This window comes from Flagellimonas olearia (genome assembly GCF_009184425.1).
Taxonomy (GTDB): domain Bacteria; phylum Bacteroidota; class Bacteroidia; order Flavobacteriales; family Flavobacteriaceae; genus Flagellimonas; species Flagellimonas olearia.
Genome location: NZ_WELG01000001.1, coordinates 180,453 through 202,541 on the forward strand (window position 1 = coordinate 180,453; position 22,089 = coordinate 202,541).

General features: G+C 41.8%; 15 protein-coding genes. 6 read left to right on the forward strand and 9 right to left on the reverse strand.

Annotated features, from left to right (window positions below; all coding sequences use genetic code 11):
* Positions 1–17: 17 nt before the first annotated feature.
* The 6 genes from F8C76_RS00770 to can form a co-directional block, all read right to left on the reverse strand.
* Positions 18–1,133: an anti-sigma factor gene (locus tag F8C76_RS00770; protein ID WP_152130036.1), complete on the reverse strand. Its 1,116-nt coding sequence runs from the start codon at positions 1,131–1,133 to the stop codon at positions 18–20.
* On the reverse strand, positions 1,130–1,696 hold the full coding sequence (locus tag F8C76_RS00775) for an RNA polymerase sigma factor (RefSeq protein ID WP_152130037.1): 567 nt from the start codon (positions 1,694–1,696) through the stop codon (positions 1,130–1,132). Before F8C76_RS00775 ends, F8C76_RS00770 begins: the two co-directional genes overlap by 4 nt.
* A gap of 20 nt (positions 1,697–1,716) precedes the next feature.
* Positions 1,717–2,571 (reverse strand): LEA/WHy family protein, encoded by an 855-nt coding sequence (locus F8C76_RS00780; RefSeq protein ID WP_170283925.1) that lies wholly within the window; start codon positions 2,569–2,571, stop codon positions 1,717–1,719.
* 10 nt (positions 2,572–2,581) lie between these two features.
* On the reverse strand, positions 2,582–4,936 hold the full coding sequence (locus tag F8C76_RS00785; RefSeq protein ID WP_152130039.1) for an ATP-binding cassette domain-containing protein: 2,355 nt from the start codon (positions 4,934–4,936) through the stop codon (positions 2,582–2,584).
* 1 nt (position 4,937) lies between these two features.
* Positions 4,938–5,768, reverse strand: coding sequence for a M48 family metallopeptidase (locus F8C76_RS00790; protein ID WP_152130040.1), 831 nt, complete (start codon positions 5,766–5,768; stop codon positions 4,938–4,940).
* 192 nt (positions 5,769–5,960) lie between these two features.
* Positions 5,961–6,605, reverse strand: coding sequence for a carbonate dehydratase (gene can, locus F8C76_RS00795; protein WP_129656220.1), 645 nt, complete (start codon positions 6,603–6,605; stop codon positions 5,961–5,963).
* Positions 6,606–7,344: 739 nt separating this feature from the next.
* Here can and F8C76_RS00800 point away from each other — a divergent pair.
* The 4 genes from F8C76_RS00800 (at position 7,345) to F8C76_RS00815 (ending at position 14,314) form a co-directional block, all read left to right on the forward strand.
* Positions 7,345–7,881, forward strand: coding sequence for a sigma-70 family RNA polymerase sigma factor (locus F8C76_RS00800; protein WP_129656221.1), 537 nt, complete (start codon positions 7,345–7,347; stop codon positions 7,879–7,881).
* Between the two features lie 94 nt (positions 7,882–7,975).
* Positions 7,976–9,145 (forward strand): FecR family protein, encoded by a 1,170-nt coding sequence (locus F8C76_RS00805; protein WP_152130041.1) that lies wholly within the window; start codon positions 7,976–7,978, stop codon positions 9,143–9,145.
* A gap of 207 nt (positions 9,146–9,352) precedes the next feature.
* A complete protein-coding gene (locus F8C76_RS00810; RefSeq protein ID WP_249042330.1) occupies positions 9,353–12,739 on the forward strand; it encodes a SusC/RagA family TonB-linked outer membrane protein in 3,387 nt (1,128 codons plus the stop codon).
* Between the two features lie 18 nt (positions 12,740–12,757).
* The gene (locus F8C76_RS00815) at positions 12,758–14,314 is read left to right on the forward strand and encodes a SusD/RagB family nutrient-binding outer membrane lipoprotein (protein WP_152130043.1); all 1,557 of its coding nucleotides are present in this window, start codon (positions 12,758–12,760) and stop codon (positions 14,312–14,314) included.
* Positions 14,315–14,733: 419 nt separating this feature from the next.
* Here the strand turns inward: F8C76_RS00815 and F8C76_RS00820 are convergent, their stop codons facing one another.
* From F8C76_RS00820 to F8C76_RS00830, 3 genes are all read right to left on the reverse strand, one after another.
* A complete protein-coding gene (locus F8C76_RS00820; protein ID WP_152130044.1) occupies positions 14,734–15,414 on the reverse strand; it encodes an NUDIX hydrolase in 681 nt (226 codons plus the stop codon).
* Between the two features lie 440 nt (positions 15,415–15,854).
* Entirely contained in the window at positions 15,855–16,661 is an 807-nt protein-coding gene (locus F8C76_RS00825) for an amidohydrolase family protein (protein ID WP_211372086.1), read from the reverse strand.
* Positions 16,651–17,631, reverse strand: a complete 981-nt coding sequence (locus F8C76_RS00830; protein ID WP_152130046.1) for an amidohydrolase family protein — start codon at positions 17,629–17,631, stop codon at positions 16,651–16,653. The genes F8C76_RS00825 and F8C76_RS00830 overlap by 11 nt, the downstream gene beginning before the upstream one ends.
* Before the next feature lie 297 nt (positions 17,632–17,928).
* Between F8C76_RS00830 and F8C76_RS00835 the strand changes: the two genes are divergently transcribed.
* On the forward strand, positions 17,929–21,123 hold the full coding sequence (locus tag F8C76_RS00835) for a heparinase II/III family protein (protein ID WP_152130047.1): 3,195 nt from the start codon (positions 17,929–17,931) through the stop codon (positions 21,121–21,123).
* A gap of 31 nt (positions 21,124–21,154) precedes the next feature.
* Entirely contained in the window at positions 21,155–21,970 is an 816-nt protein-coding gene (locus F8C76_RS00840) for an SDR family oxidoreductase (RefSeq protein WP_152130048.1), read from the forward strand.
* The last annotated feature ends 119 nt before the right edge of the window (positions 21,971–22,089 follow it).

The window sequence follows — 22,089 nt, forward strand, 5'->3', positions numbered from 1 at the left end:
TTTTTTGCTGATTTTTTCTAAAAAATTATGTGGTACACACTTGCAGAAAAGGAAGGGCGGTCCATAAACATACGGGTCTCGTTGTTCTTGGTATAATCAATTTCTTCAAGAGAAGTGGTTTGGGTCGCATCAATGTTTAGGGGATATAGCTCATTTTTATGAATCAGGTAGTATGAGTTCCCATTACTTTTTGAAACAACAATGACGGTAACGGCGTCTATGTCCATATTGGCATCTATGACCAAATGTTTTTGTTCATTCTGTTCCAAGAAGAAATAGTTTTTGTCCATGGATGCATTCTCCGTTACCGAAACGGTAAAACCGGAATAAGGCTGGGAATTTTCCATGAGCGGCATTACTTTCACTTGCACGCTCTCCTTCTGAACTTCCCCAAAACTGTATCCTTCCTGGACTTCTTTCAACGGAATTATGGATGTTGAAGGGGCCAAATGGAATAGTTTATTCCCATATTTTACATAATAGTTTCTTTTTTGGTCCTTGCCCATTTGCAATTGAAGACCCGAAATCCCAGAATCTCCATAGAGAACCAGTTCCTGATCCTTAAAAGTGTAGGAGAGAGGTGATGGCTGTTTTACCACGCGTATGGATTCCGCCGGAACGGATTTTCCGTCCGAAAAGGCAAATTGTGTTTCGTCTTGGGGGTTGCTATTCCATTCATCTTCGGGCAACTCTTCTGTATTGGTAATCTGGGTGTTGTTCTTTTTCAAAATGAGGCTGTCCTCTGGCTTCGTTTGAACGGAATCCACACCGACCACATTGGGGATATCCTCAATAAAGGGGGCATCACCCGTTGACCTGAAGAAGTAGAACAGCGTTCCCAAAATAATGCAGGCTGCCGCGGTACCACTATAGATGATCAGTCTTCGGTACAGGCCTTTTGGTTTTTGTTCCTCGGAATCCTTGTACTCGGCGTATAAAAGGTCCAGTTTGGCCCTGAGTTTTACGTCCTCGTTCCATTCAATGCCCCTGTAAATCTGTTTAAAGACCTCGAGTTCCTTCACAAATTCTTCGTCTTCAGCCAGCAAGCGTTCCACCTCCCTTTTTTCATCATCATCAAGACGACCGGTCAGGTGTTTGTCAATCAAATCAATATGTCGTAATTCTTCCCTCATGACTGTTTTAAACGGATTATGACCTCATAGGAAACTTCGTCCCGTAGCTTTTGAAGGCACCGTAATTTCTGTTGACTGGCGGAACGGGCGCTGGAGTAATTGAATTTTTCGGCAATGTCCTCCATTCGCATTCCCAAAAATATGGTGGCTTCCAAAACCGATTTACAGGGTTCCCCAATCTTGGTCAGGGCTTTCTCAAGGTATTCCTTGAGATTTGGGCCTTTTCGAGTGATTTCCGGATTTATGGATTCATGACCTTCTTGCAAAACGCCAACCTCACTCTGTCTGTTTTCATATTTCTTTCTTCGGTTAAGTTGGTTGAGCCACTGCCGCTTGGAAACTTCAAAGAGATAAGTGCTTATTTTGCTCTGGAGTTGATAGTTTCCGGCCATGACGTTTTTATAGAAGACAATGATAGCCTCCTGAAAAACGTCCAAGGCATCATCCTCATTACCGTTGTTCTGCCCCACCCAACTTTTTACCATGCCCATGTGCCGGTACAGCTGTTGCAGACATTTCTCGTTTCCTTTCTTTAATTGGTTTATCAGTTCTTGGTCGGTCATCAAGGTTTTTTCTGAAATGGCTATAATCCTATTTCCACATGGTCCTTTATGGGCACATTGAATTCATAGTCCTGAATTTTTATTTGGGCCTCCCCTAAAATAGTGAAATTCGCTTTTTGGTCGGTGAGCCAAGAGAACTTCATCTGTTTTAAAATATCAAAATTGTTCAGGGTAACATCAATAGGTATGGTGGTTGATTTTAAGGCTTCTTGATGAAAAGGTTCATCCATGGCCCATGCTGCCACTTGCCCTTTGTTTTCATCCAAGTAGAATTCAAGATTCATGGCATTGATGGTATAGGCAATGGGCAATTTATTGAGGGTTTCAACCCCTAATTTTAAATGGGTTTTGCTCAGCGAAGGCAATCTATTGCTGGAAATGGAGCGAATTTTAAAATTATTGCCGTAATCCAAATTCTTACTGATTTCCTCTAAAATTGCCTTTTTGGTATTCAAGTGTATCTTGTCATCCAAGGCAATGGTGAAGGAATTTAGCAGAAAGCTCACCTTTCCGTTGCCCTTGAGGGTAAATTCGGTGGAATCTGAAGCCAGTAATTCAGAATAAAAGGCATTGAGACTTTTAAGCTCTATCTCGCAGGTTACCGGTATCCGTATGGTGTCCTTGGCTGCCAGACTCATCTGTTCGTTTAAAAACCCCTTTCCTACCAAAGAATCCTTGTAAAAAATCTCCATACTGGATTGCCGCAGTTTTGTTTTTACATTGTTGGGGTTGTATACCACGTAATCCATTCCCACTACCAATGCATTATCTGTAAGCCCTTTTATGGTTACATGTTCTATGGCAACAAATTGCGGTTTTTTGCTACACGAGGTAAACAAAAGAAACGCTCCAAATACAAGTGCTATTTTTTTCATGGTGATGGTTTTAAATACTGTCTTTCTTCTTAAGTGAAACATAGATCAAAACATAGAACATGACATTGAGTACTGCAATGACCACCACGTTCATGTCAAAACTGTTGAAGACCTCACCGATCAAGGTTCCATCATCAACCAATTTTTCATTGTACAGGTCGAGCAATTGCACTGCCGAAGTCGATGCGGTCTGGGTACCCACTTCGGGTGAGGGAAGCGGAATAGAGGTCAATACGGATTGGACCGTACCTGGATTGAATTCAGAGGCAGGGGAGGCATTGTCCTGTAATCTGGCAAAACCCTCCGTGCCCCAACGGCCTAAAGTGAAAAAGCTCAATACTTCCACCAAGGTGTTGTTGATTTTTGTCATTACGCCGGCCAACATGATCTGAGGCATGAGGGCAATGGGCACCACGGTCATCACTTTTTCCGTGGTGTTGAGTGCGGATGAAAGCCATAAACCAATCAGCGAAGCAGAAACCGAAATATAGAACATGAACAACATACTCTCTCCAAAAGGTCTCAGGTACACTTCTTCAAAACCTTCAAAAGTGTTTAGTTTGAAATTAAGGTAGATGATACTTACAAACAATACGGTCTGCACAAGGGCAATCAATGAAAGTACCAACCATTTTGAAAGAATATAGGTGTTGATATTCAGGTTGAACATGCGCTCCCGTTTATACACCGTAAGCTCACCTACAATCTCTTTGGCGGCGTTGCTCACCCCAAACCAAATGGCCGAAATGGCCATCAGGAACATGACCCCAATCTGAAATTTATTGAATACCAAGCAGACCAAGACCGCAATGATCACGGGCTGTGCCAATAAGAGGGCCAGATTTCCTTTGTCATTAAGTTTGATGTTGAAATATCTGGAAACCAACCAATACAATTGTAGCCGGTACGAATCAGGTTTTTCCTTTTTTACGTCTGGGTTATTAACCACTTTGAACCCAACTTTGCTGGGTTTTTGGTAATAAGCGGTTACCGTGCCAATATCGCTCATTTTACTGTAGACCTCCACAATGTTCCGGGCTTCAAAATGGGAGGTCAATGAGTTGGCCGGACCCTGAAATACCAAATGCCCCTGAACACCTAAAAATATGGCCTGGTCCACATAGTTAAGATCTTCCGGTTTGTGGGTCACCATAACAATTGTGGTTCCCGAATGGGCCAACTTTTTAAGACTCTTCAAGAAACTCTCAATGGTCTCAGGGTCTAGGGGAGAAGTGGGTTCATCCAAAAACAGAATGGTGGGTTCGGTCAAAAGTTCCACCGCGATGGAAACGCGTTTTCGCTGACCGCCGGAAAGGTTGCCCACTTTTATGGTCCTGATGTCCTTTTCCTTGTCCTGGTCCAGATTCAGGTCGTTGATGACCTTATCGATTCTTTGGTTGATCTCTGATACGGCGGTATCATCCGGCAAACGGAGTTTGGCCGCGTAGAACAAGGTTTTGTAGACGGTCAATTCCTTATGGATGATATCATCTTGGGGCACATAACCGATTTTTTTCTTGATGAGGCTAAAGTTGTCCGCCAATGAGAGCCCGTGAATAAATACCTCCCCGGAGGTAGCGGGATTTTCCCCGTTCAAACATTTCAACAAGGTGGATTTTCCACAACCCGAAGGCCCCATCAACGCCACAAAGGTGGAATGGGGAATGTTCAAGGACATATCCTGCAATCCAACTTTGTTGTTTGGATATTTTTTTTGAATCGCCAATGCTTTTATGGCACTTCTCTCTTTCCTCAGGTCCTTGGCTCCGTCTTTTAGGGTAATGCTGTAAAATGATATGGTGACCGTATCGCTGTCCTTGAACTTGGTTTTGGATTTTAACTCCTTGCCATTCAGGTAGGTCTTGTTGGTGGAGCCGAGGTCTTCGATCCAAAAATCACCTTGCGCATAGGAGATAACGGCATGTTCCCGGGTCACCGTGGGATCATCAAGGATAATATCGTTGCTCTCGAGTCGGCCAATCGTATAGGAGCCCTTGGCTACAATTTTTTGTTTGAAGCCCGTAAATTCATTTTGGGGTTCCGAGGATTGTGGGGCCTTTTCGTTTTGACTTTCAGCGGCTACTTTTAGTTTTTGTGATGCGATGGTGAAAACGTCATCAGGTAAAATCTTGACCCATGTATTGGGTGCTATTGACCGTTGCCCAATCTTGGTTCCGTTTGAGCTTTCAAGATCCATGATGTAGATCCCATCTGTCCTTACTTCAATTTGGGCATGTTTTCGGGAAGCAAGTTGGCTTTCTATCTCAACTTGGGCACCATGGCCCTTTCTTCCAATGGTAACAATTTGGTTTTTGGGCAAAGGAATGGACTGTCCGTTGCAGATGAGGTACATTTCCGAAATCATATTATTGGTTGATGTAAGATTGGATGCATTTTTTCCGGTGTTCCGCGAAAGGATGGGTGGAAGTCAATTTTTTAATGAGGTCCTGCTTTTGGTAGCGTTCCAATTTCCTGAAGAAATCTGCAAACCTGTTCACATCATATCCGGCCGCTTTGGCCAATTCAAACCCTACCTTGTCCGCTTCATATTCATCAATTTGATCAAAGGGTGGCGAAAAAGTCCTATTGATCTTATTGGCAATATCGGTGAAACCATCCATGCGGGTCATCCCCTGAAGGTCTGTGGAGAGGGTAAGCTTGGTAACTTTCCTTTGGGTGTGGAGCTTGTCCTCATGGGCCACCTCATGTCCAATGATAAAGGCCAATTCATCATAGGAGTCGATAAAATTTAGCAAACCCGTGGTAATGTACAGGTAACCGCCCAAAGTGGCGAATGCATTGATTTCCTCAGATTTAAGAATGCTTATTCGGTAGGATACATCCTTTCGGGGCACATTCCTAACAATACGTTGCAATATTTCTTCAACCTTTGGTTTGGCAGAATGGGTGTTGTCCAATTGCCCAAGGGTAACGTACCTATTGTACATGTCCCTTCCAATATTTTTTTTGGAATCACTGGAAATGTTCAGTGCAAAATCCAACCAATTGTTTTCCACTTGTTTGTAAAAAAAAGCGGGTCCGTCAAAAGCATGCCCACAATCTTGGAGCACGGCTGCATGTTCAATTTTGGCGGTGTAATCTGCTAGGGCATCTTCCAATTTATCGATGGAGATTTCTTGGGCCAAAGTAATCTGTAAAAAGCAGTAGAAGAAAATGGCCAATAGTTTGTGTGTCATGATGTTTTTAGTGTATATAACCAAAAATAGCAAATGTCATCTTTTTAAGGCAGGGTTTTCGGCTTTATGGGGTTTATGGATGTTGAACGGGCTTTTAAAACTCATATTTGCTATAAACAAAGAATCCCTTCAATACCATGTGAGTTGTCATTGAAGTGATTGTTTTAGGCCCTGTTTGGTGGGGAAAAGTATTTAATCTTTGATTTCCAATCTATAGAATTCTTCCAGTTGGGAATTACAGTTCATGTTTACGTTGAGGTCTTTGATGATTCCTGTACCGACCCCATATACCCAACCGTGCAAATGAAGGACCTGCCCTTTTTTCCATGCCGTTTGTACTATAGAGGTTTTGGCCAGATCGAGTACCTGTTCCCTAGTGTTGAATTCCACGAAGCGGTCAAATCGTTGTTGCGGCTCAGGGATTTCTTCCAAGACCTTTTGATGGAGCCTATACACATCGCGAATATGTCGGATCCAATTATCCACCAATCCGTAGGAGTGGTTTTCCATGGCGGCTTTTACACCACCGCATCCATAATGGCCGCATACGATGATATGGGTAATTTTAAGAGCGTTGACCGCATAATCAAGAACACTGAGCATGTTCATGTCCGAATGCACGACCAAATTGGCAATGTTACGGTGAACAAAGACCTCTCCCGGCTGTGCCCCAATGATTTCATTGGCAGGGACCCGGCTGTCGGAGCATCCGATCCATAGCAAAGGGGGTTGCTGGCCCTTTTCCAGTTTCTTGAAGAATTCTGGGTCAAAGGCCAATTTGGACTCGACCCATTTTTTATTGTTTTCAATTAAACTTTTGTAAAAATCCGGGTTCATTGCCTTAATGTATAGGTTCTTACTTGAAGGTATGGATTTTAGCCTTCGATTGTTGGATATAAAGTAATATCAAAGTAAGTGAAATTCCTCCAATGGGGAGTTACAGTTCATGATTATATACTCTGTTGAAATACCATCAATTTGTCAATGTAATCCTTAAAACTCATTTTGATATCCAGTTTATGGATACCTTGTTGTATACTGAAGTATCCAAATCCACAGGGAAATTGTTGGACAAAACCAGGTGAATGAAAAAACCTGAACCAAAATTTTTAAGATTGATTTTGGTAGATTCCAGCCTGTAAAGATCAACACCCATACATGTTTATGTTATAATTTTTGGGTTTACATTTATTCAATCAACTACTCCATTCAAGTCTTTTTTGAGAGGTGCACAGGATTGGAATGCAAGATGGGCAGTAGCCTAAAAATCATTCAATTGGTCAATTTGTCTGCGACTTTTTAGGGCATTTCCAAGACCTTTCAAAAAGCCAATTTTCTTGCAATGAGGAGCTGATAATGGGGCGGGGTCGGGTAATTGGATATAACGTAACGAAAGGAACATATCAATAGGATAATTACAAATAAGCTGTTGAAAATCTCAAAAAAATTTAATAATATTGAGTCAATCGTCCTAAATATTTGATTGCCGAACAGGAGACCAGATATTCCAAAATCGGATATGAAAGCGATTTTTAAGTGTACTATTGGTCCACTTCACAACTAACCCAACTTAACCATGACACGAAATCTGCAAAGTGACATAGAGCTCGTTTTCAAAGAGTACTATAGAGAATTTTGCTTGCTTTCCTATAGTTATGTTGGGTGCATGGATCAAGCACAGGATATTGTGCAGGATGTGTTTGTGAAGCTGCTTTTAAAAAACAAAGGTTTCCATATCCTTAACGTAAAATCCTATGTTTGGAAATCTGTCAAGAACAGTAGCCTCAAGCATATTGCTAGAGTCAAAAAAACAGAGTCATTGGAAAGTGGTAAAATTGTTCTTGTGGAAGAGCATGGTGTAAAGAACGAGGAATTAAATTCCAAACTTCGCAAGGCAATGGACAAACTTCCTCCCAAATGCAAAGTGGTTTTTGAAATGTGCGTTGTTGATGGCCATAAGTATAATTCCGCTGCAGATTCCCTTGGTATTTCTGAAAATACCGTAAAAACCCAAATGAAGAAGGCTTATAAAATTTTAAGACATAACCTAACAGATGTGTATCTTCTTCTAATATATTTTATGTCTTTTACTGCCTCTATTCTTCTTTTTTAAGAATTTTTCATTTTTCGCATCACCCTTTTTTGCTTTTTTGGGTCTTTAGATAAAGAGGTCCTTAAAACAGGGGCATTATTTCGGAAAAGATTTCATGAATATAGCTGATATCATAGCCAAAAAAATAAAGGGTGATTTGACCGATAGGGAGCGAGCCTTTTTTGATCATTGGATAGACCAATCGGAAGAAAACCGCTCTTTATATATTCGTCTCCAACAAGTAGTGGAGGAGCAAGGGGAAGAAGAGTTGTTCCGGATTTTTGAGTTGAAAGAGGAGGTTGCATGGGACCAAGTATTGAAACTTTTAGAGACTAGGAAACGGCAAGTCAGGAAACGTGTTTTGTTTACGCCTTTATTGAAATATGCAGCGATTCTTATTGTTGCCTTAGGTTTGGGTATTGGCATTTGGAACCACAACCAACCTATTACGGAACAATTGCCGCAAGAGGATACCATTACCCTCCAATTGGATAATGGGGAGGTTAAAGTAATTTCCACGGATGCCCTTCAGACCTTGGTGAATTCAAAAGGAGGAATTTTAGGGAAGCAAAATGGAGGTCAGCTTGATTATTCTGTTTCCAGCGAAACGGAAGAGCTGGCATACAATACCCTTAAAGTGCCCTATGGTAAAAGATTCACCATTGTTTTATCGGATAGCACAAAAGTATATCTCAATGCAGGATCGTCCCTTAAATATCCTGTTAAGTTTCTTGACGGTCAAAATCGTCAGGTATTTTTAACAGGGGAAGGATTTTTTGATGTCCGTAAAGACAAGAAGCACCCCTTTATCGTCACCAGCGAAGATATGGATGTTCGGGTATTGGGGACCAAGTTCAATATTTCTGCGTACCCCGAGGATCGAAACATACATACGGTTTTGGTGGAGGGTTCTGTAAGCCTATACAATTCAACAGAAGATTACGATGAGAAAACCGCTTCGCTATTGGAGCCTGGATACAAAGCCGGGTGGGACAAGTTTTACAAAAAATTGGCCTTTGAAAAGGTCGATACCGACATATACACAGGTTGGGTAGAAGGAAAGCTGGTTATCAAGGAAATGCCCTTTAAAAACATCGTGAAGAAATTGGAACGGCATTACAATGTCAGTATAAAGAGTAACTACCCAAAACTGGACAATCAGATTTTCACGGCAACCTTTGATATTGAGACTATTAGGGAGGTATTGAAGACGTTTACCGAGGAAACCCCTTTTGATTTTCAAATTGATGGGGACAACATTATAATTAACTCAACCAAAAACTAAATACAGTATGCCTATGAAATGACCAACAACCCAACCAACCGAACTTAAAGTTTAGTCTTTATCACATAAAAAAATCGGAAAATGCGGCAACATTTCCCGATTTGAGATAATAGACTAATAATAGTCAATTTAAAACTTTATAAAAGTATGAAAATTAATATTAAGAAGGCTTTCTGTAAGCCTTATTCGCTAAAATTCAGTTTAGCAATGAAACTCACGGTACTTCTTTTAGTGGTTTCAATCTTCTCCGTCCAGGCCAACGGATATAGTCAAGAAACTAAAGTTAGCCTAGAACTGGAAAATGTGGAAATGAGAAAGGTCTTCGAAACTATCGAGTCCCAAACTGATTTTAAATTCTTTTACAATAACAAAAAAATCGATGCAGATAGAGTGGTATCCATCGATGTGTTTGAAACTCCGGTATCTGAAGTACTGAAGATGTTGTTCAAGGATACAGCGATTTATAGTGTAGTACGAAAAAAACAGATTATTCTTAAAGTCAATCCGCTTAAGATTGAGGCTCCATTGTTACTTCAGAATAGCGAGGACATTGAGGAAGAGATTTTGCAAAGAAGCATTTCCGGAACGGTTACCGATACCGGGGGACTGCCTTTGCCGGGAGCCAACATCGTAGAAAAAGGAACTTTAAATGGGGTCACCGTTGATTTCGACGGGAATTTTTCCATGGATATTGCCAATGATGAAGCCATTTTGGTGGTCTCTTACATAGGATTCGCCACCAAGGAAGTAGCTGTAGGTGGACAATCGACAATAAATATAGTTTTGCAAGAGAGTGCTGCGGGACTGGACGAAGTGGTGGTAACCGCCTTGGGTGTAAAAAGAAGTGAAAAAGCCCTGGCTTATTCAGTATCCGAAGTTGGAGGAGATAAGTTTTCAGAGGCTCGTGAATCCAATGTGGCCAATGCATTGACCGGTAAGATTGCCGGGGTAAATGCAACCGGGCTTGCAACGGGGCCGGGAGGTTCCAGTAGGGTCATCATCAGGGGTAATGGCTCGCTCTCTGGCGACAATCAACCCTTGTATGTGGTAAATGGTATGCCTATTGACAATAGTATTCCTGGAGGAGGTTCTTCAACAGGGGGGCAAGGGATCAATGTTGACCGAGGAGATGGTATTGCAGGAATCAACCCCGATGATATAGAAACTATCAGTGTATTAAAAGGTGGGGCTGCAGCCGCACTATATGGGTCAAGAGCGGCAAATGGCGTTATTTTGATAACCACCAAAAAAGGTACCGCACAAAAAGGAATAGGCGTGGAATACAATGGAAACATTGTTTTTGAAACACCATCCATGTTTCCAGACTATCAGTATAAATACGGTGCTGGGTCAAATGGGGTGAAGCCTACAACCCAAGACCAGGCCATAGAGTGGGGTCGTCTTTCGTTTGGTGCGCCTATGGACGGCACACCTGTCATCCAGTTTGATGGGGTTGAGCGTCCTTATTCCCCGGTCAAGGTTAAGGATAATATCAAGAATTTTTATGATGTGGGTAGCACCTTTGTTAATACGGTAGCCTTTACGGGTGGTTCGGAAGCCATGAATTTTAGGTTGTCCGTATCCAATATGGATGCCCATAGTGTTGTTCCCAATTCTTCTTTCAATAGAAAAACGGCAAACCTAAGTTTAAGTGCCCAATTGGGAGAGAGACTTAGTATAGATGGGGTAGCGCAATATAATATTGAGGAGGCCAGAAACAGGCCAGGTACCGGATATGCCGATTACAATTCGGCATGGGCCACACATTTGGTGTCCAATACCGTGGATGTAAGAAATATGGCTCCCGGATACAATCCTGATGGAAGTGAGATTTTGTGGAACCCCGTGAATATTGCCAATAACCCTTATTGGGTAGTGAATAGGTACCAAAACGATGACAAAAAGAATCGCTTTATTGGTCAGGTGAACATCCATTACAATATATTGGATAACCTGAGTGTACGGGGTACAGTGAGTGAAGATTTTTACAACTTTGAGTATAAGGGAATCACCCCATCCTATACCGCATTTAGACCGGGTGGAAGTTATGAATCATTAAGGTCGGACGTTTCAGAAACAAACCTTCTATTGACCATTGATTACAACACTAAATTGTTTCAGGATTTAAGTGTCAATGCAATGTTTGGAGGTAATCAGCAACGTAACATAAACAATTCCACTGCAATCAACGGTCAACAATTTACCATACCGGAATACTATAGCTATACCAACTTGGGTACTTTGACCACTACCCCAAATAATAGAAGAACTGGGGTGAATTCCTTGTTTGGTTCTGTTGATTTGGGATATAAGGACTTCCTGTATTTGACATTGACGGGAAGAGAGGATTGGTTCTCCACATTAAGTCCGGAGAACAATAACATTTTTTATCCTTCCATAGGAGGAAGCTTTCTGTTGTCTGAAGCGGTTGAACTTCCCAAGACATTTAACTATGTAAAATTGAGATCTTCCTGGGCCCAGGTAGGTGGTGGGGCACCAGACCCATATTTGATCAACCAGACCTACGGAATTGTACAAGGAGGGCACAATGGTAGACCTGTTCAGGAGATTTCCTCGAGCTTGGTGACCAACCCGGACCTTAGACCTTATACGTCCACTACCTATGAGGTAGGTTTTAATGCAAAATTATTGGATTACCGTTTAGGAGTCGATTTGACCTTCTACGATAGAACCACAACAGACGATATTGTACAAACGGATATTTCAACAGCTTCGGGATATAGCCGTGCACTGCTGAACGTTGGTAAGGTAAGCAATAGGGGGGTTGAACTTCTATTGACGGGATCCCTTATACGAACCGATAATTTTAAGTGGGATGCAAGCTATAACATGGCTTACAATAAGAGTGAAATTAAAAAACTGACCGAAGGCCTAAATACCGTTCAAATTGGTAGCGGAATCGGTGGAGGATCCATTCAGAATGTGGTTGGAAGACCCTATGGTACCATTTGGGGCTATAGAATGGCGACCAATGACAGTGGCCAGACCATTTTTGACCCGAACAGTGGGTACGAACTACGAAGTGAGATCATGGAATTGGGACAAGGAGTTCCACCTCTGATCATGGGATTGACAAATGAATTCAGGTATAAGGATTTTTCGTTGAACATATTGTTGGATGGAAAATTCGGGAATTCAATGTTTTCCAACCTGGCACAGTATTCCCATAGATTTGGCCTCACCAAGGCAACCCTTCCTGGAAGGGAAAATGGCTTGCCTCTATCGGGAGTTGATACGCAAGGCAATCCATATGAGAGAGTTGTTCCTGTGGAAGAACTGGATACCTACTACGATAACCACAAAAGATATACGGATATCTTTGTCTATGATGGGAGCTTTGTGAAACTTCGTGAAGTTGTCCTTACCTATACCCTTCCACAAAAAGCTTTGGATTTCTTGAAGATTCAATCCGCATCCGTTTCGTTGGTGGGTCGTAACCTGGCCATTCTTTACAAAAACACAGACCTGTTTGATCCTGAGTCCAGCTACACTAATGGAAATGCGCAAGGATTGGAAGCTTTTGGTGTCCCTCGAACACGTAATATAGGTATGGGGCTAAACATAAAATTTTAAAATTTAATTCATTGTATTATGAAAGTTTATTCATTGACATATAGATATGTGATGATGGCATTGGTAATGGTTTCCGTACTGACATCTTGCGACAATAATTTGGAAGAACTGAATCAAAACCCAGATGCCTATGGAGAAATTATTCCAGAGTATCTTTTTACAAAGTCACAATTGGATGCCGTGAACGTAAGTTATTTTGGAACGGCAGCCTTGACCATAGGAGGTTCCATGCAGCAATTTGCCACCTATAAGGAGGTACCGGCAGCTGGGGACAAATATTTTAATGATGGGTACTCCAAAAATTATTTCCCAACAGTTTACGCCAATGCCGTAAATGACATTGAGGAAGTAATACGTGCCGTTTCGGAAGACCCTGAACTGGCCAACCAACTCTCCATAGCACGGATTTGGAGGGCCTATATTTTTCACCACATTACGGACTTGTACGGAGATGTCCCATATACCGAGGCAGGTAAAGGTATCACGGACAAGATTTATACCCCTAAATATGATACGCAATCATTTATCTATAATGATATGCTAAAAGAGTTGGAGGAAGCAGCCAATGCGTTGGACGCGTCAAAATCCTCCTATGGGACATCGGATTTAATATATGGGGGCGACGTTGCCCAGTGGAAAAAATTCGCTTACTCCTTAATGCTCCGTTTAGGAATGCGGTTGACCAATGTGGATGAAGCACTGTCGGAGACTTGGGTGAAGAAAGCCATAGCTGGGGGAGTAATTTTGGACAATGGTGATTTGGCCGCAATAGGATATGTTGATGGTTCCCAAGTTGCCAGCAGAAACCCCATTGCTGAAGGTTTGATGAACGGAGATTATATTGACCCCCAGAGTGTGGAAAATGTGGAGGGTGGTAAATATGCCAAAACATTTATCGACCATCTTAAGGATACGGGAGATCCAAGGCTAAATGCCATTTCCGTGGTTTGGGTAGATAATGGAAGTGGATTGTATGTGGCCGATACCACAACTGCTATCCAAAAAGGCATGCAAAATGCAGAGTTCAACAATAGACCAGCTGATTTCCCTACCTATTCCGAGCCTCATCCACAAACAATTTTGGCCTACGATTCGCCTTTGTTGGTGATGACCAACGCCGAAATGAATTTACTCTTGGCAGAGGCGGTGATTCGAGGCTGGCATACCGGGGATGCAACCACTCTGTATGAGAATGCCGTTAGGGCAGGAATGCAACAATGGTCGCTTTTTGGTGAGGCAGGTGTAATTGCGGAAGAACGAATTGTCAGCTATCTTGATGCAAACCCTTTTCTGTCAGGTGGCAGCTTGGAAGAGCAAATGGAGCAGATAGGAACTCAAAAGTGGGTTTCCCTATTCCTGGACGAATACGAAATTTTTGCCAACTGGAGGCGAACTGGATATCCTGCTTTGGTTCCGGTAAACTATCCTGGAAATCTAACGGGCGGAAGAATCCCAACTCGTTTTGTGTTGCCGGATTCAGAAAGTACCATCAATGCTGCCAACTTTCAGGAGGCAGTGGATAGACAAGGCGTTGGGAACGCATTGACCAGCACTGTTTGGTGGGATGTCCCATAAGAAGATAGATTGCATCTATTCCCGTTTCAGCAGTTCTGTTAAACTCAAGAGATCTTAACAGGAGTGAAGAAACGGGAGGTGTGATCATCGAAAGAAAGAACCTCTTTTACTATCCATGCATATTGGTCATGATAATTTGTTGTATCTATCACCGAAAGGTTAGGTAACAAAAGTCTCAATTGCAGATATGGTCAAATTTGATGGACATAGAATAAAGTAATCGGTTATTTGAGTTAGATTGTTTTTTTTGTTAGTGAAGAACGTACTTCAAATGAGGTACGTTCTTCTTTTTTATTTACCAACAGTTGAATCCATAACCATCAGTAATGATTCGATGTGAAGAGCATTTCATGTTGAACCCTTTAAGCCTAGGGAAAAGTAGACTTTTGAAATTTGGCAATGACTTTTGGGCCTTTGTTTCAATGAGGGCGTTTGTATTCGAACAAAAATGGACCTCCTTTGACCCCCCGCTTCTTTTTGCGGGTATTGGTAATAAGGTTTATTTGCATGATTCGTTTCCTGAAATTCCGTTTATCCACCTTGACTTCAAAAATGGTCTCATATAAGACTTGAAGCTCGGATAGGGTGAACTGTTTGGGTAATAGTTCGCCAAAATGGAGTTTATCCTCTAAATTTTCTTTTAGGAAATTATAAGCGTCATTGATCAAATGGGTATGGTCAAATGCAATATGGGTGGGTAAATCGTCCATGCTGAACCATTCTAGACTCTCCACATTGTCCGTTAAGACCAAAGGGTGTTTTTCTGGTTGGATCAAAGCACAGAATGAAGCGGTCACAACCCGTTTGATCGGGTGTCGGTTCAAGGCACTATAAAGTTTTATATATTCACAGCGTATATTCTCCAAGCCGGTCAATACAAAAAGTGTCTTTTTTGCACATTCTTCAACTGTTTCATCGGCATCCATTGTCCCACCCGGCAATAACCAATGACTTTTATAGTTTGCCAACGATCTTTTGGTGAGCAAAATTTTCAGTTTTCCATCGAGATACCCGAAAACAGCAATATCTGTTGTTATGGTACATTCATATGAATCAGGCTTAACACGTATGTTCGCTAACCCTCCGTTTTGGTTTTTCATAAATTTTTATTCAGATGAAGCAAATTGATTTTTAGATTGATGAACATGTAGCTTGTGGGCTTTAAAATCAATTTGGGGTGCGTGTAAATGTGCAAACATCGACACAAAAAAACGGGTTAAATTTAAAGATTATTATAAAAATCACATAATAAACCCTATTGAAATACAATTGAAACTCAAAGGTATAATAGCAATGATGGAACAAATTAAGGGGGTGGAAAAAGACGCATTACAGGGCGTGGAATGTTCATGAAATCTCTAGGTTTAAAGTAATCTTTTATAGAAAGGTATATACAGAATGAGAAGGAGGGCATGACTAAGCCCTCCTCTTCCTTGCTAAAAGCTAACTAAAACAACTTATGAATGAAAACTCTATGGTATTTGCCTTGAAAACTTATTTATATAATTGGTTATATGTTTTATCTCACCTGATCAAGTCTTTACAAACGCAGCATGCGGCGTACGTTTCCAGAATAGATTTTTTCTTTGACCCCGGCATCTGCTTCATTGAATACGGCTACACGTATAAAAGGGGTACAGTAATCTGTAAATGGGGTTTCCGTACCAAAAGCTATTTTTTCAGGACCATAAGTGTCCATCATTCCCTTTAAACTTTCACCGTTGTACCCTGTGGTAGGCACACCGCTGGCACGAACCGTATCGAATAGGATATCGGCGATTTTCAATATGTCGAGAGATTCAGCAGTGGAGGCCCTGCCGCTACCCACCCTCATATCCAATACCATATATTGAGCGTCCGGCACTTGCTTGACCAAGGAAGCGATATGGTTCAAATCCAATACTGAATTTACATCCAGCCATGATCTTTGTCGCAAGTCTATCATTCGCAAAGGAATGGAGACAGGCATTTTTAGGTCCCTGGCCGCCTTTACGAGCTCTATGCACCGTGGATCAAGAATATCATATTCATGGTAAATGGGGTATATGCGAATACCTTTCATTCCATTTTGATGACAGGTGTTCAACGATTCTTCCCACCAGGGAAGTACAGGGTTGATGGTGGCAAAAGGAATGAATCTATCCTGGAATATGGTTTTTGACTTAACCATTTTATCCAATTCTTCATTGGCACCTTGGGCATCTTTATAAAAGATTCCGTTGATGTTGGCCACAATTGATTTGTCCACACCAAATTCGTCCATTCTTTGGAGCAGATCTTCCAAAGTATTACCTCGCAATGGTCGGAATGGCCAGTGACCAATGTATGAGTTTATATCAATTAACATGATTGCCTGCAGGTTTTAGAAGATTGTTGAAATTTTCAAAAAAGATTTTTTTTCTTTCTTTCTCGGTAAGGTTGGCACTCATGATCTTGCCGACACCTGTTTCATAGTTGACATCCGTGGCAAACAGGAGCCTGTCCACACCAAGGTGTTCCACGGCCATGTCGATCATACCTTCATCGGAGACACTTCCACTGGTATCCAGATATACTGTAGGGGCATTTCGTAACACCCTGCATACATATTCCCAATCGCCACCACCACCTATATGTCCGCAAATGATCAATGCCTCAGGGTATCTTTTGCCAATATCCACAAAATGATCGGCAATGGATGTGTTTATGGAGCTTCCAACTTTAGGATACCCTTCCCTCCAAAGGCCTAGGATATTGGCGGAATGTATAAGAATAGGGACCTTATGGTCAATACAGCGTTCAATAATGGGATAATACACGGGGTCATTGGCCTTGTATTCATCATATAGTTCCCCTAACATCACCATACCTTGGTCTACACATCTGTCTATCTCTTCCAAGGCTTCCTTTGTATAGCCGGGATTAATTCGGCATTTTCCGAGGAACCTGCCCGGGTACTGTTTTACGGCCTTTAGGACCACATCATTTGATTTTCTGAAATTTTCAGGAGTGTTCTTCCCTTGAAGATCGGATATGGCGGCCCATTGTATGCCCACACGATCCATGCTTTCAATCATATCCGGAAAGTTTCCTGTATGATTGTGTGCGTCAATTTTTTTGTATTGAATGGCTTTCTGCACCATGGCTTCGAACCCTCTTTCTTGGAAAAGGCCAGAATGGTCACTGGAGTGCATCCCAACAGGCTGGTTTTCCATTGCCTTAAGGGTTGAAATTCCAGTCACACCCATTCCAAGAAAAGCGGCGCTACTATTGCCCAAAAATTTTCTTCTGCCCATTTTATTGGCTTCCGAACCTGTACTTTCAGTTCTTTTTTTCATTTGGGTTTTATATTAAAAGAGTCTAATTATCCTTTCTTCTTCTTATAGGACCAGAAAACAAGGGATTCTCCTACCGGGTTCCGATCTTTTTTTGAAAAAATCCATAACAATACGTCAAAGTGGTGCTGGGAGGCGTGTTTATTTAAAGATAAACCCATTATTTTTTTAGAATGTTAAAATACGGAAACAAGAGAGGGACTTTTTCCTTTTTTTGGGTCATAAGATAGAATGGGCTTCTGATGACAATGAACCAAGTAAGGATCCTATCTAGTTTAATATTTAACAAGAATATATTTTATGAGTAAGTATCAGTTTTTATTTATCATCTGTCTTTGTAGTTCTATTCGGTTGTTTGCCGATACCGTCCTTGAGCCCTGGACCTATTCTGAAAACTTTGAAGACCGTGCCTTGGGGGCATGGGCGTCTTACCCGCTTTGGCAAGATACAGCCTACGATCCCAACTTTAGAATTGACGAAATGGTGCCGGGTGACCCTAATATTTCAATTGTGCAAAAGGTGACCCCATATACCCATGTGGATAATTATGCAGGGGCCCAAAAGTTATTGGATATGTATTTGACGAGCAGGTCCAAGATCAAGTTTAGATACTACGTCAAGACCCATCTTGCCCCGGAGTTCATTAAAGTAAGATTTGCGGCAGGGGAGTTAGGGAAATTGGATGTTACCATACCCGCTCCCAAAACCAATACATGGGAATGGGTAACCGTGGATTTTAACGACGTCATCAAGGAGAACCCTGGGATAATGAATAAGGAACAGGTGAAAATTTATGCTTTGGCCATCTTGACCAAAATTCCCAAAGCAGACCCCAAGATGCCATTTTATCTTGGCTTGGATGATATTGTCTTTGAGGGGGAGCGCGACATGGTATTTCGTTTTTCTGAACCTACCATGCATAAACTTCCCGAGTATAAACCTTTTATTCCGGAGAAACCATATCATTATGGGGATGAATTCAAGTTAAAAGGGGAATGGCCGTTACAGGCAACAAAGGTGCAATTGGAGTTGGTGTCCTATACTGATAGGGAGCATGTGGTTTACAAAGGAAGATTGAGCAAGAAAAATGGACTGTGGACCCTTTCTTCCATGAAACTTTCATTTCCAGATGGCCTTTATCTTGGGAAACTTACAGCCTATCAAGGATCAAAACAACTTTCGGATACAGAGTTTACCATTCATATAGCACCAAAAGTAAGTAAGATTGATGGGGTGCACCCAAGACTACTCTATGATGATGAAAAGAAGAAATGGATTCAGGAAAGATTTAAGCAACCTCAATTTGAAAAAGTGTACAATGATATTGCCAAAAAGGCGAGGGAAGAACGGGAAAAGGTTCCCGTGGAAAGCTTGGTTTTTGATCTGGACCAATTTCCCGATGAAGATTGGCTTCCTACTTGGTCCGCTTGGGGTTCACACATTTATAGTACAGATGGTGCGTTACGTATGAATGCAATGGCATATACGTTTCATGGGGACAAAGAGGCAGGGATGTATGTCAAGAATGTATTGCTTAAACTTTCGGAATGGCCCAATTGGGGTCATCCATGGCAGATCAAAAGAGGTCGTTTCAGTGAACACCGCACTGGAAGCTGGTCCCACAGGGTGGCAGAGGCATATGATTTAACCTATGATCTCATGACCGATGAAGAGTCAAGTAAGATTCGGAAGGCAATCATAGACAATATTGTAAAGGGTTCGTTCAGGACCTATGTGTACAATGATAACATCACTTCCAATACATCAAACTGGTTGGGAATGATAAGTGGTGGGGCCATGATGAGTATGGCGGCCATTTATGGCGATGGGCCCGATGTGGAAAATCTTGAGCCTTATTTTACGGGAACCATGATGAAATATTATGAGTTCATTACCAAGGTAACAGACTCAAATGATGGTTCGTGGGGTGAAGGTCTTGGCTATAACAACTATACCTTTTCCAATATGGGCTACAGTGTACCATCACTTAAAAATGTATTTAATATTGATTTGAGTGCCCCTTTAATAGGTACCTATAATGAATACATTTGGGGTGGCATCATTAAAGATAGGCATTGGTTTGAATATGGGGATTCCGGAGGCAACATGAATCCGGCCACTAATTGGGCATTTTTACTTGATATGCAAAAGGAACCTCGACTTGGATGGTTTTACAACTATTTGAAGAAGGGGGGATATATTGAGTCCAACACACAGGCAAGTAATGGGGACTCGGGTATCAAGGAAGGTACATCCGCAGGAGAAAATGAAACCATCCAGGATGTGTTCTATGATACCAAAAATGTAAAAGAGGATTCACCTTTCGATGAAAGCCCGGTCAAAATGTTCAAAAATGTAGGGACCACTGTCTTCAAAAGCGGATGGGAGAAAGATGATTTTGTGTTTGTAATGCGGACCGGGGCTTTTTATAACCATCAACATTTAGATCAAGGAAGCTTTTGGTTGGCCGATCGGGGCAATATATTCATTGAGGAAAGACACCTGAAAAATTCAAATTATTATGATGACCCCTTGTATCAACCTTGGTTGACGCAACCTGTGGGGCATTCTACTATTCTTATTGACGGGAACCATCAAAGTCAACGCGTTGGAGACCCTTTGAATTTTGCTCCCGGTTTTGATGACCATGCTTTTATAGATCAGTTCTTGGATGGTAAGAAGGCAGCTTTTTCCGCAGGAGACATTGGAAGGCTATACTGGGGTAAAGTAAAATCCCTCACCAGAAATGTGGTGTACTTAAAACCTAGAACCTTATTGATGCTAGATATAGCAGTTCCCAATGAGGAGGACCATGACGTTACATTACTTTATCAGACACTGAGACTGGAGGATATCAAAGCAGATAAAGAAGCTTCTTCAATAACAAAAGGCGGTTCCAGCCTGAATATTGTTCATCTTTCACCAAGTGTGATGGATGTAGAAGCCGTAGAGACCCCTCATTACCTTAAGACCTTGTTGAATGTTAGGCCGTTGGAAAGAGAGGGTATGCTTACGGTGACCGCACGTACCCAAGGCAAACCACTTGTTATGGCGAACGTGCTCTCTGTTACTGATGAAGGATCTATGCCAGATGTTGATGTCCAAACCCATGACGGTTTTGTTTCGGGAACCATAGAAGGAAATAAAATTGCATTTACCACAGAGCCTGGTCAAATCTATTCCGTTGAAGAAATGGAGACCGATGCTGTATCCGTGGTCTGGGATAATGGGGTTACCTTTGTTGCCTCGGCCACTATCTTTTCCAAAAATGGCCACAACCTTCTTAAGTCAGATTTGCCAATGACTTTTGAAGTTTCAGGGCAGCAAATAAAATTTTACCGCAGCTCAGAGGGCAAGGTAACCTTAGGAGTGTCCAAAAGGCCATCATCGGTTAAAATAAATGGTAAAAGAGTTAAGAACTATACATATAAAAATTCTGAAAAGACAATTGAATTGAGCTTGCCACAAGGTGAGGGTGTCATTGTAACGGAATAAAACTAAATTGGATAGAAAACACACCTTGATTATGGATAACTTTTCTTTAAAGGATAAAGTAATTATAGTAACCGGAGGTACTGGTATATTGGGGAAATCCTTCATTAAAGCCATTCATGGTGCCGGAGGGACCGTGGGGGTTCTTGGCAGAAACAAGGACGTTGCGGATAAAAGGGTAGAGGAGATACAAAAACAAGGAGGGCAAGCCATAGCACTCATTGCCGATGTTATGAATGACGAGCAGTTGGTTGCAGCCAAGGAAAAGGTACTGGACAAGTATGGTAAGATAGACGGCCTTGTAAATGCCGCAGGAGGTATAATGCCACAGGGTGTCTTGATGCCAGATGAAGATGTTTTTAATATGAATCTCCAAGGAATGAAAGAGGTCATGGACCTTAACCTTTGGGGAACGTTGAAGCCCACCCAGATTTTTGGGGAAGCCATATGCAATACCGCAAAAAAGGGAAGTATCGTAAATATATCGTCCATGAATTCAAAGAGGGCGATTACCCGGGTTCTGGGCTACAATATGGGAAAAGCTGCCGTTGATTGTTATACCCAATGGTTTGCTGTGGAAATGGCAAACAGATATGGCGATCAACTTAGAATGAATGCATTGGCCCCAGGATTTTTTCTTACGGAACAGAACAAGAATCTTTTAACCACTCCAGATGGTGGATATACCGAACGGGGAGGATTGGTGATAAATCAAACCCCGTTTAAAAGATTTGGACAACCCGATGAATTGGGAGGTGCTTTGGTGTGGTTGCTGAGTGATGCATCCCAGTTTGTTACGGGCTCCATGATCTGTGTGGATGGTGGATTTTCAATTTTTGGTGGTGTTTAATCATCAAAACATAACGTAGCAATTTATACGTTCTGTCCAAGTCCAAAGGTAGATTCCAAAGGACGTATTCAATTTAAGCGGAACGAAAAGCAAGAGATACTTGTATCGGTTAAGGCCGG

Coding starts and splice junctions, on each gene's coding strand:
- F8C76_RS00770 (WP_152130036.1), bottom strand. CDS start 1,133: ATGAGGGAAGAATTACGACATATTGATTTGATTGACAAACACCTGACC.
- F8C76_RS00775 (WP_152130037.1), bottom strand. CDS start 1,696: ATGACCGACCAAGAACTGATAAACCAATTAAAGAAAGGAAACGAGAAA.
- F8C76_RS00780 (WP_170283925.1), bottom strand. CDS start 2,571: ATGAAAAAAATAGCACTTGTATTTGGAGCGTTTCTTTTGTTTACCTCG.
- F8C76_RS00785 (WP_152130039.1), bottom strand. CDS start 4,936: ATGATTTCGGAAATGTACCTCATCTGCAACGGACAGTCCATTCCTTTG.
- F8C76_RS00790 (WP_152130040.1), bottom strand. CDS start 5,768: ATGACACACAAACTATTGGCCATTTTCTTCTACTGCTTTTTACAGATT.
- can (WP_129656220.1), bottom strand. CDS start 6,605: ATGAACCCGGATTTTTACAAAAGTTTAATTGAAAACAATAAAAAATGG.
- F8C76_RS00800 (WP_129656221.1), top strand. CDS start 7,345: ATGACACGAAATCTGCAAAGTGACATAGAGCTCGTTTTCAAAGAGTAC.
- F8C76_RS00805 (WP_152130041.1), top strand. CDS start 7,976: ATGAATATAGCTGATATCATAGCCAAAAAAATAAAGGGTGATTTGACC.
- F8C76_RS00810 (WP_249042330.1), top strand. CDS start 9,353: ATGAAACTCACGGTACTTCTTTTAGTGGTTTCAATCTTCTCCGTCCAG.
- F8C76_RS00815 (WP_152130043.1), top strand. CDS start 12,758: ATGAAAGTTTATTCATTGACATATAGATATGTGATGATGGCATTGGTA.
- F8C76_RS00820 (WP_152130044.1), bottom strand. CDS start 15,414: ATGAAAAACCAAAACGGAGGGTTAGCGAACATACGTGTTAAGCCTGAT.
- F8C76_RS00825 (WP_211372086.1), bottom strand. CDS start 16,661: ATGTTAATTGATATAAACTCATACATTGGTCACTGGCCATTCCGACCA.
- F8C76_RS00830 (WP_152130046.1), bottom strand. CDS start 17,631: ATGAAAAAAAGAACTGAAAGTACAGGTTCGGAAGCCAATAAAATGGGC.
- F8C76_RS00835 (WP_152130047.1), top strand. CDS start 17,929: ATGAGTAAGTATCAGTTTTTATTTATCATCTGTCTTTGTAGTTCTATT.
- F8C76_RS00840 (WP_152130048.1), top strand. CDS start 21,155: ATGGATAACTTTTCTTTAAAGGATAAAGTAATTATAGTAACCGGAGGT.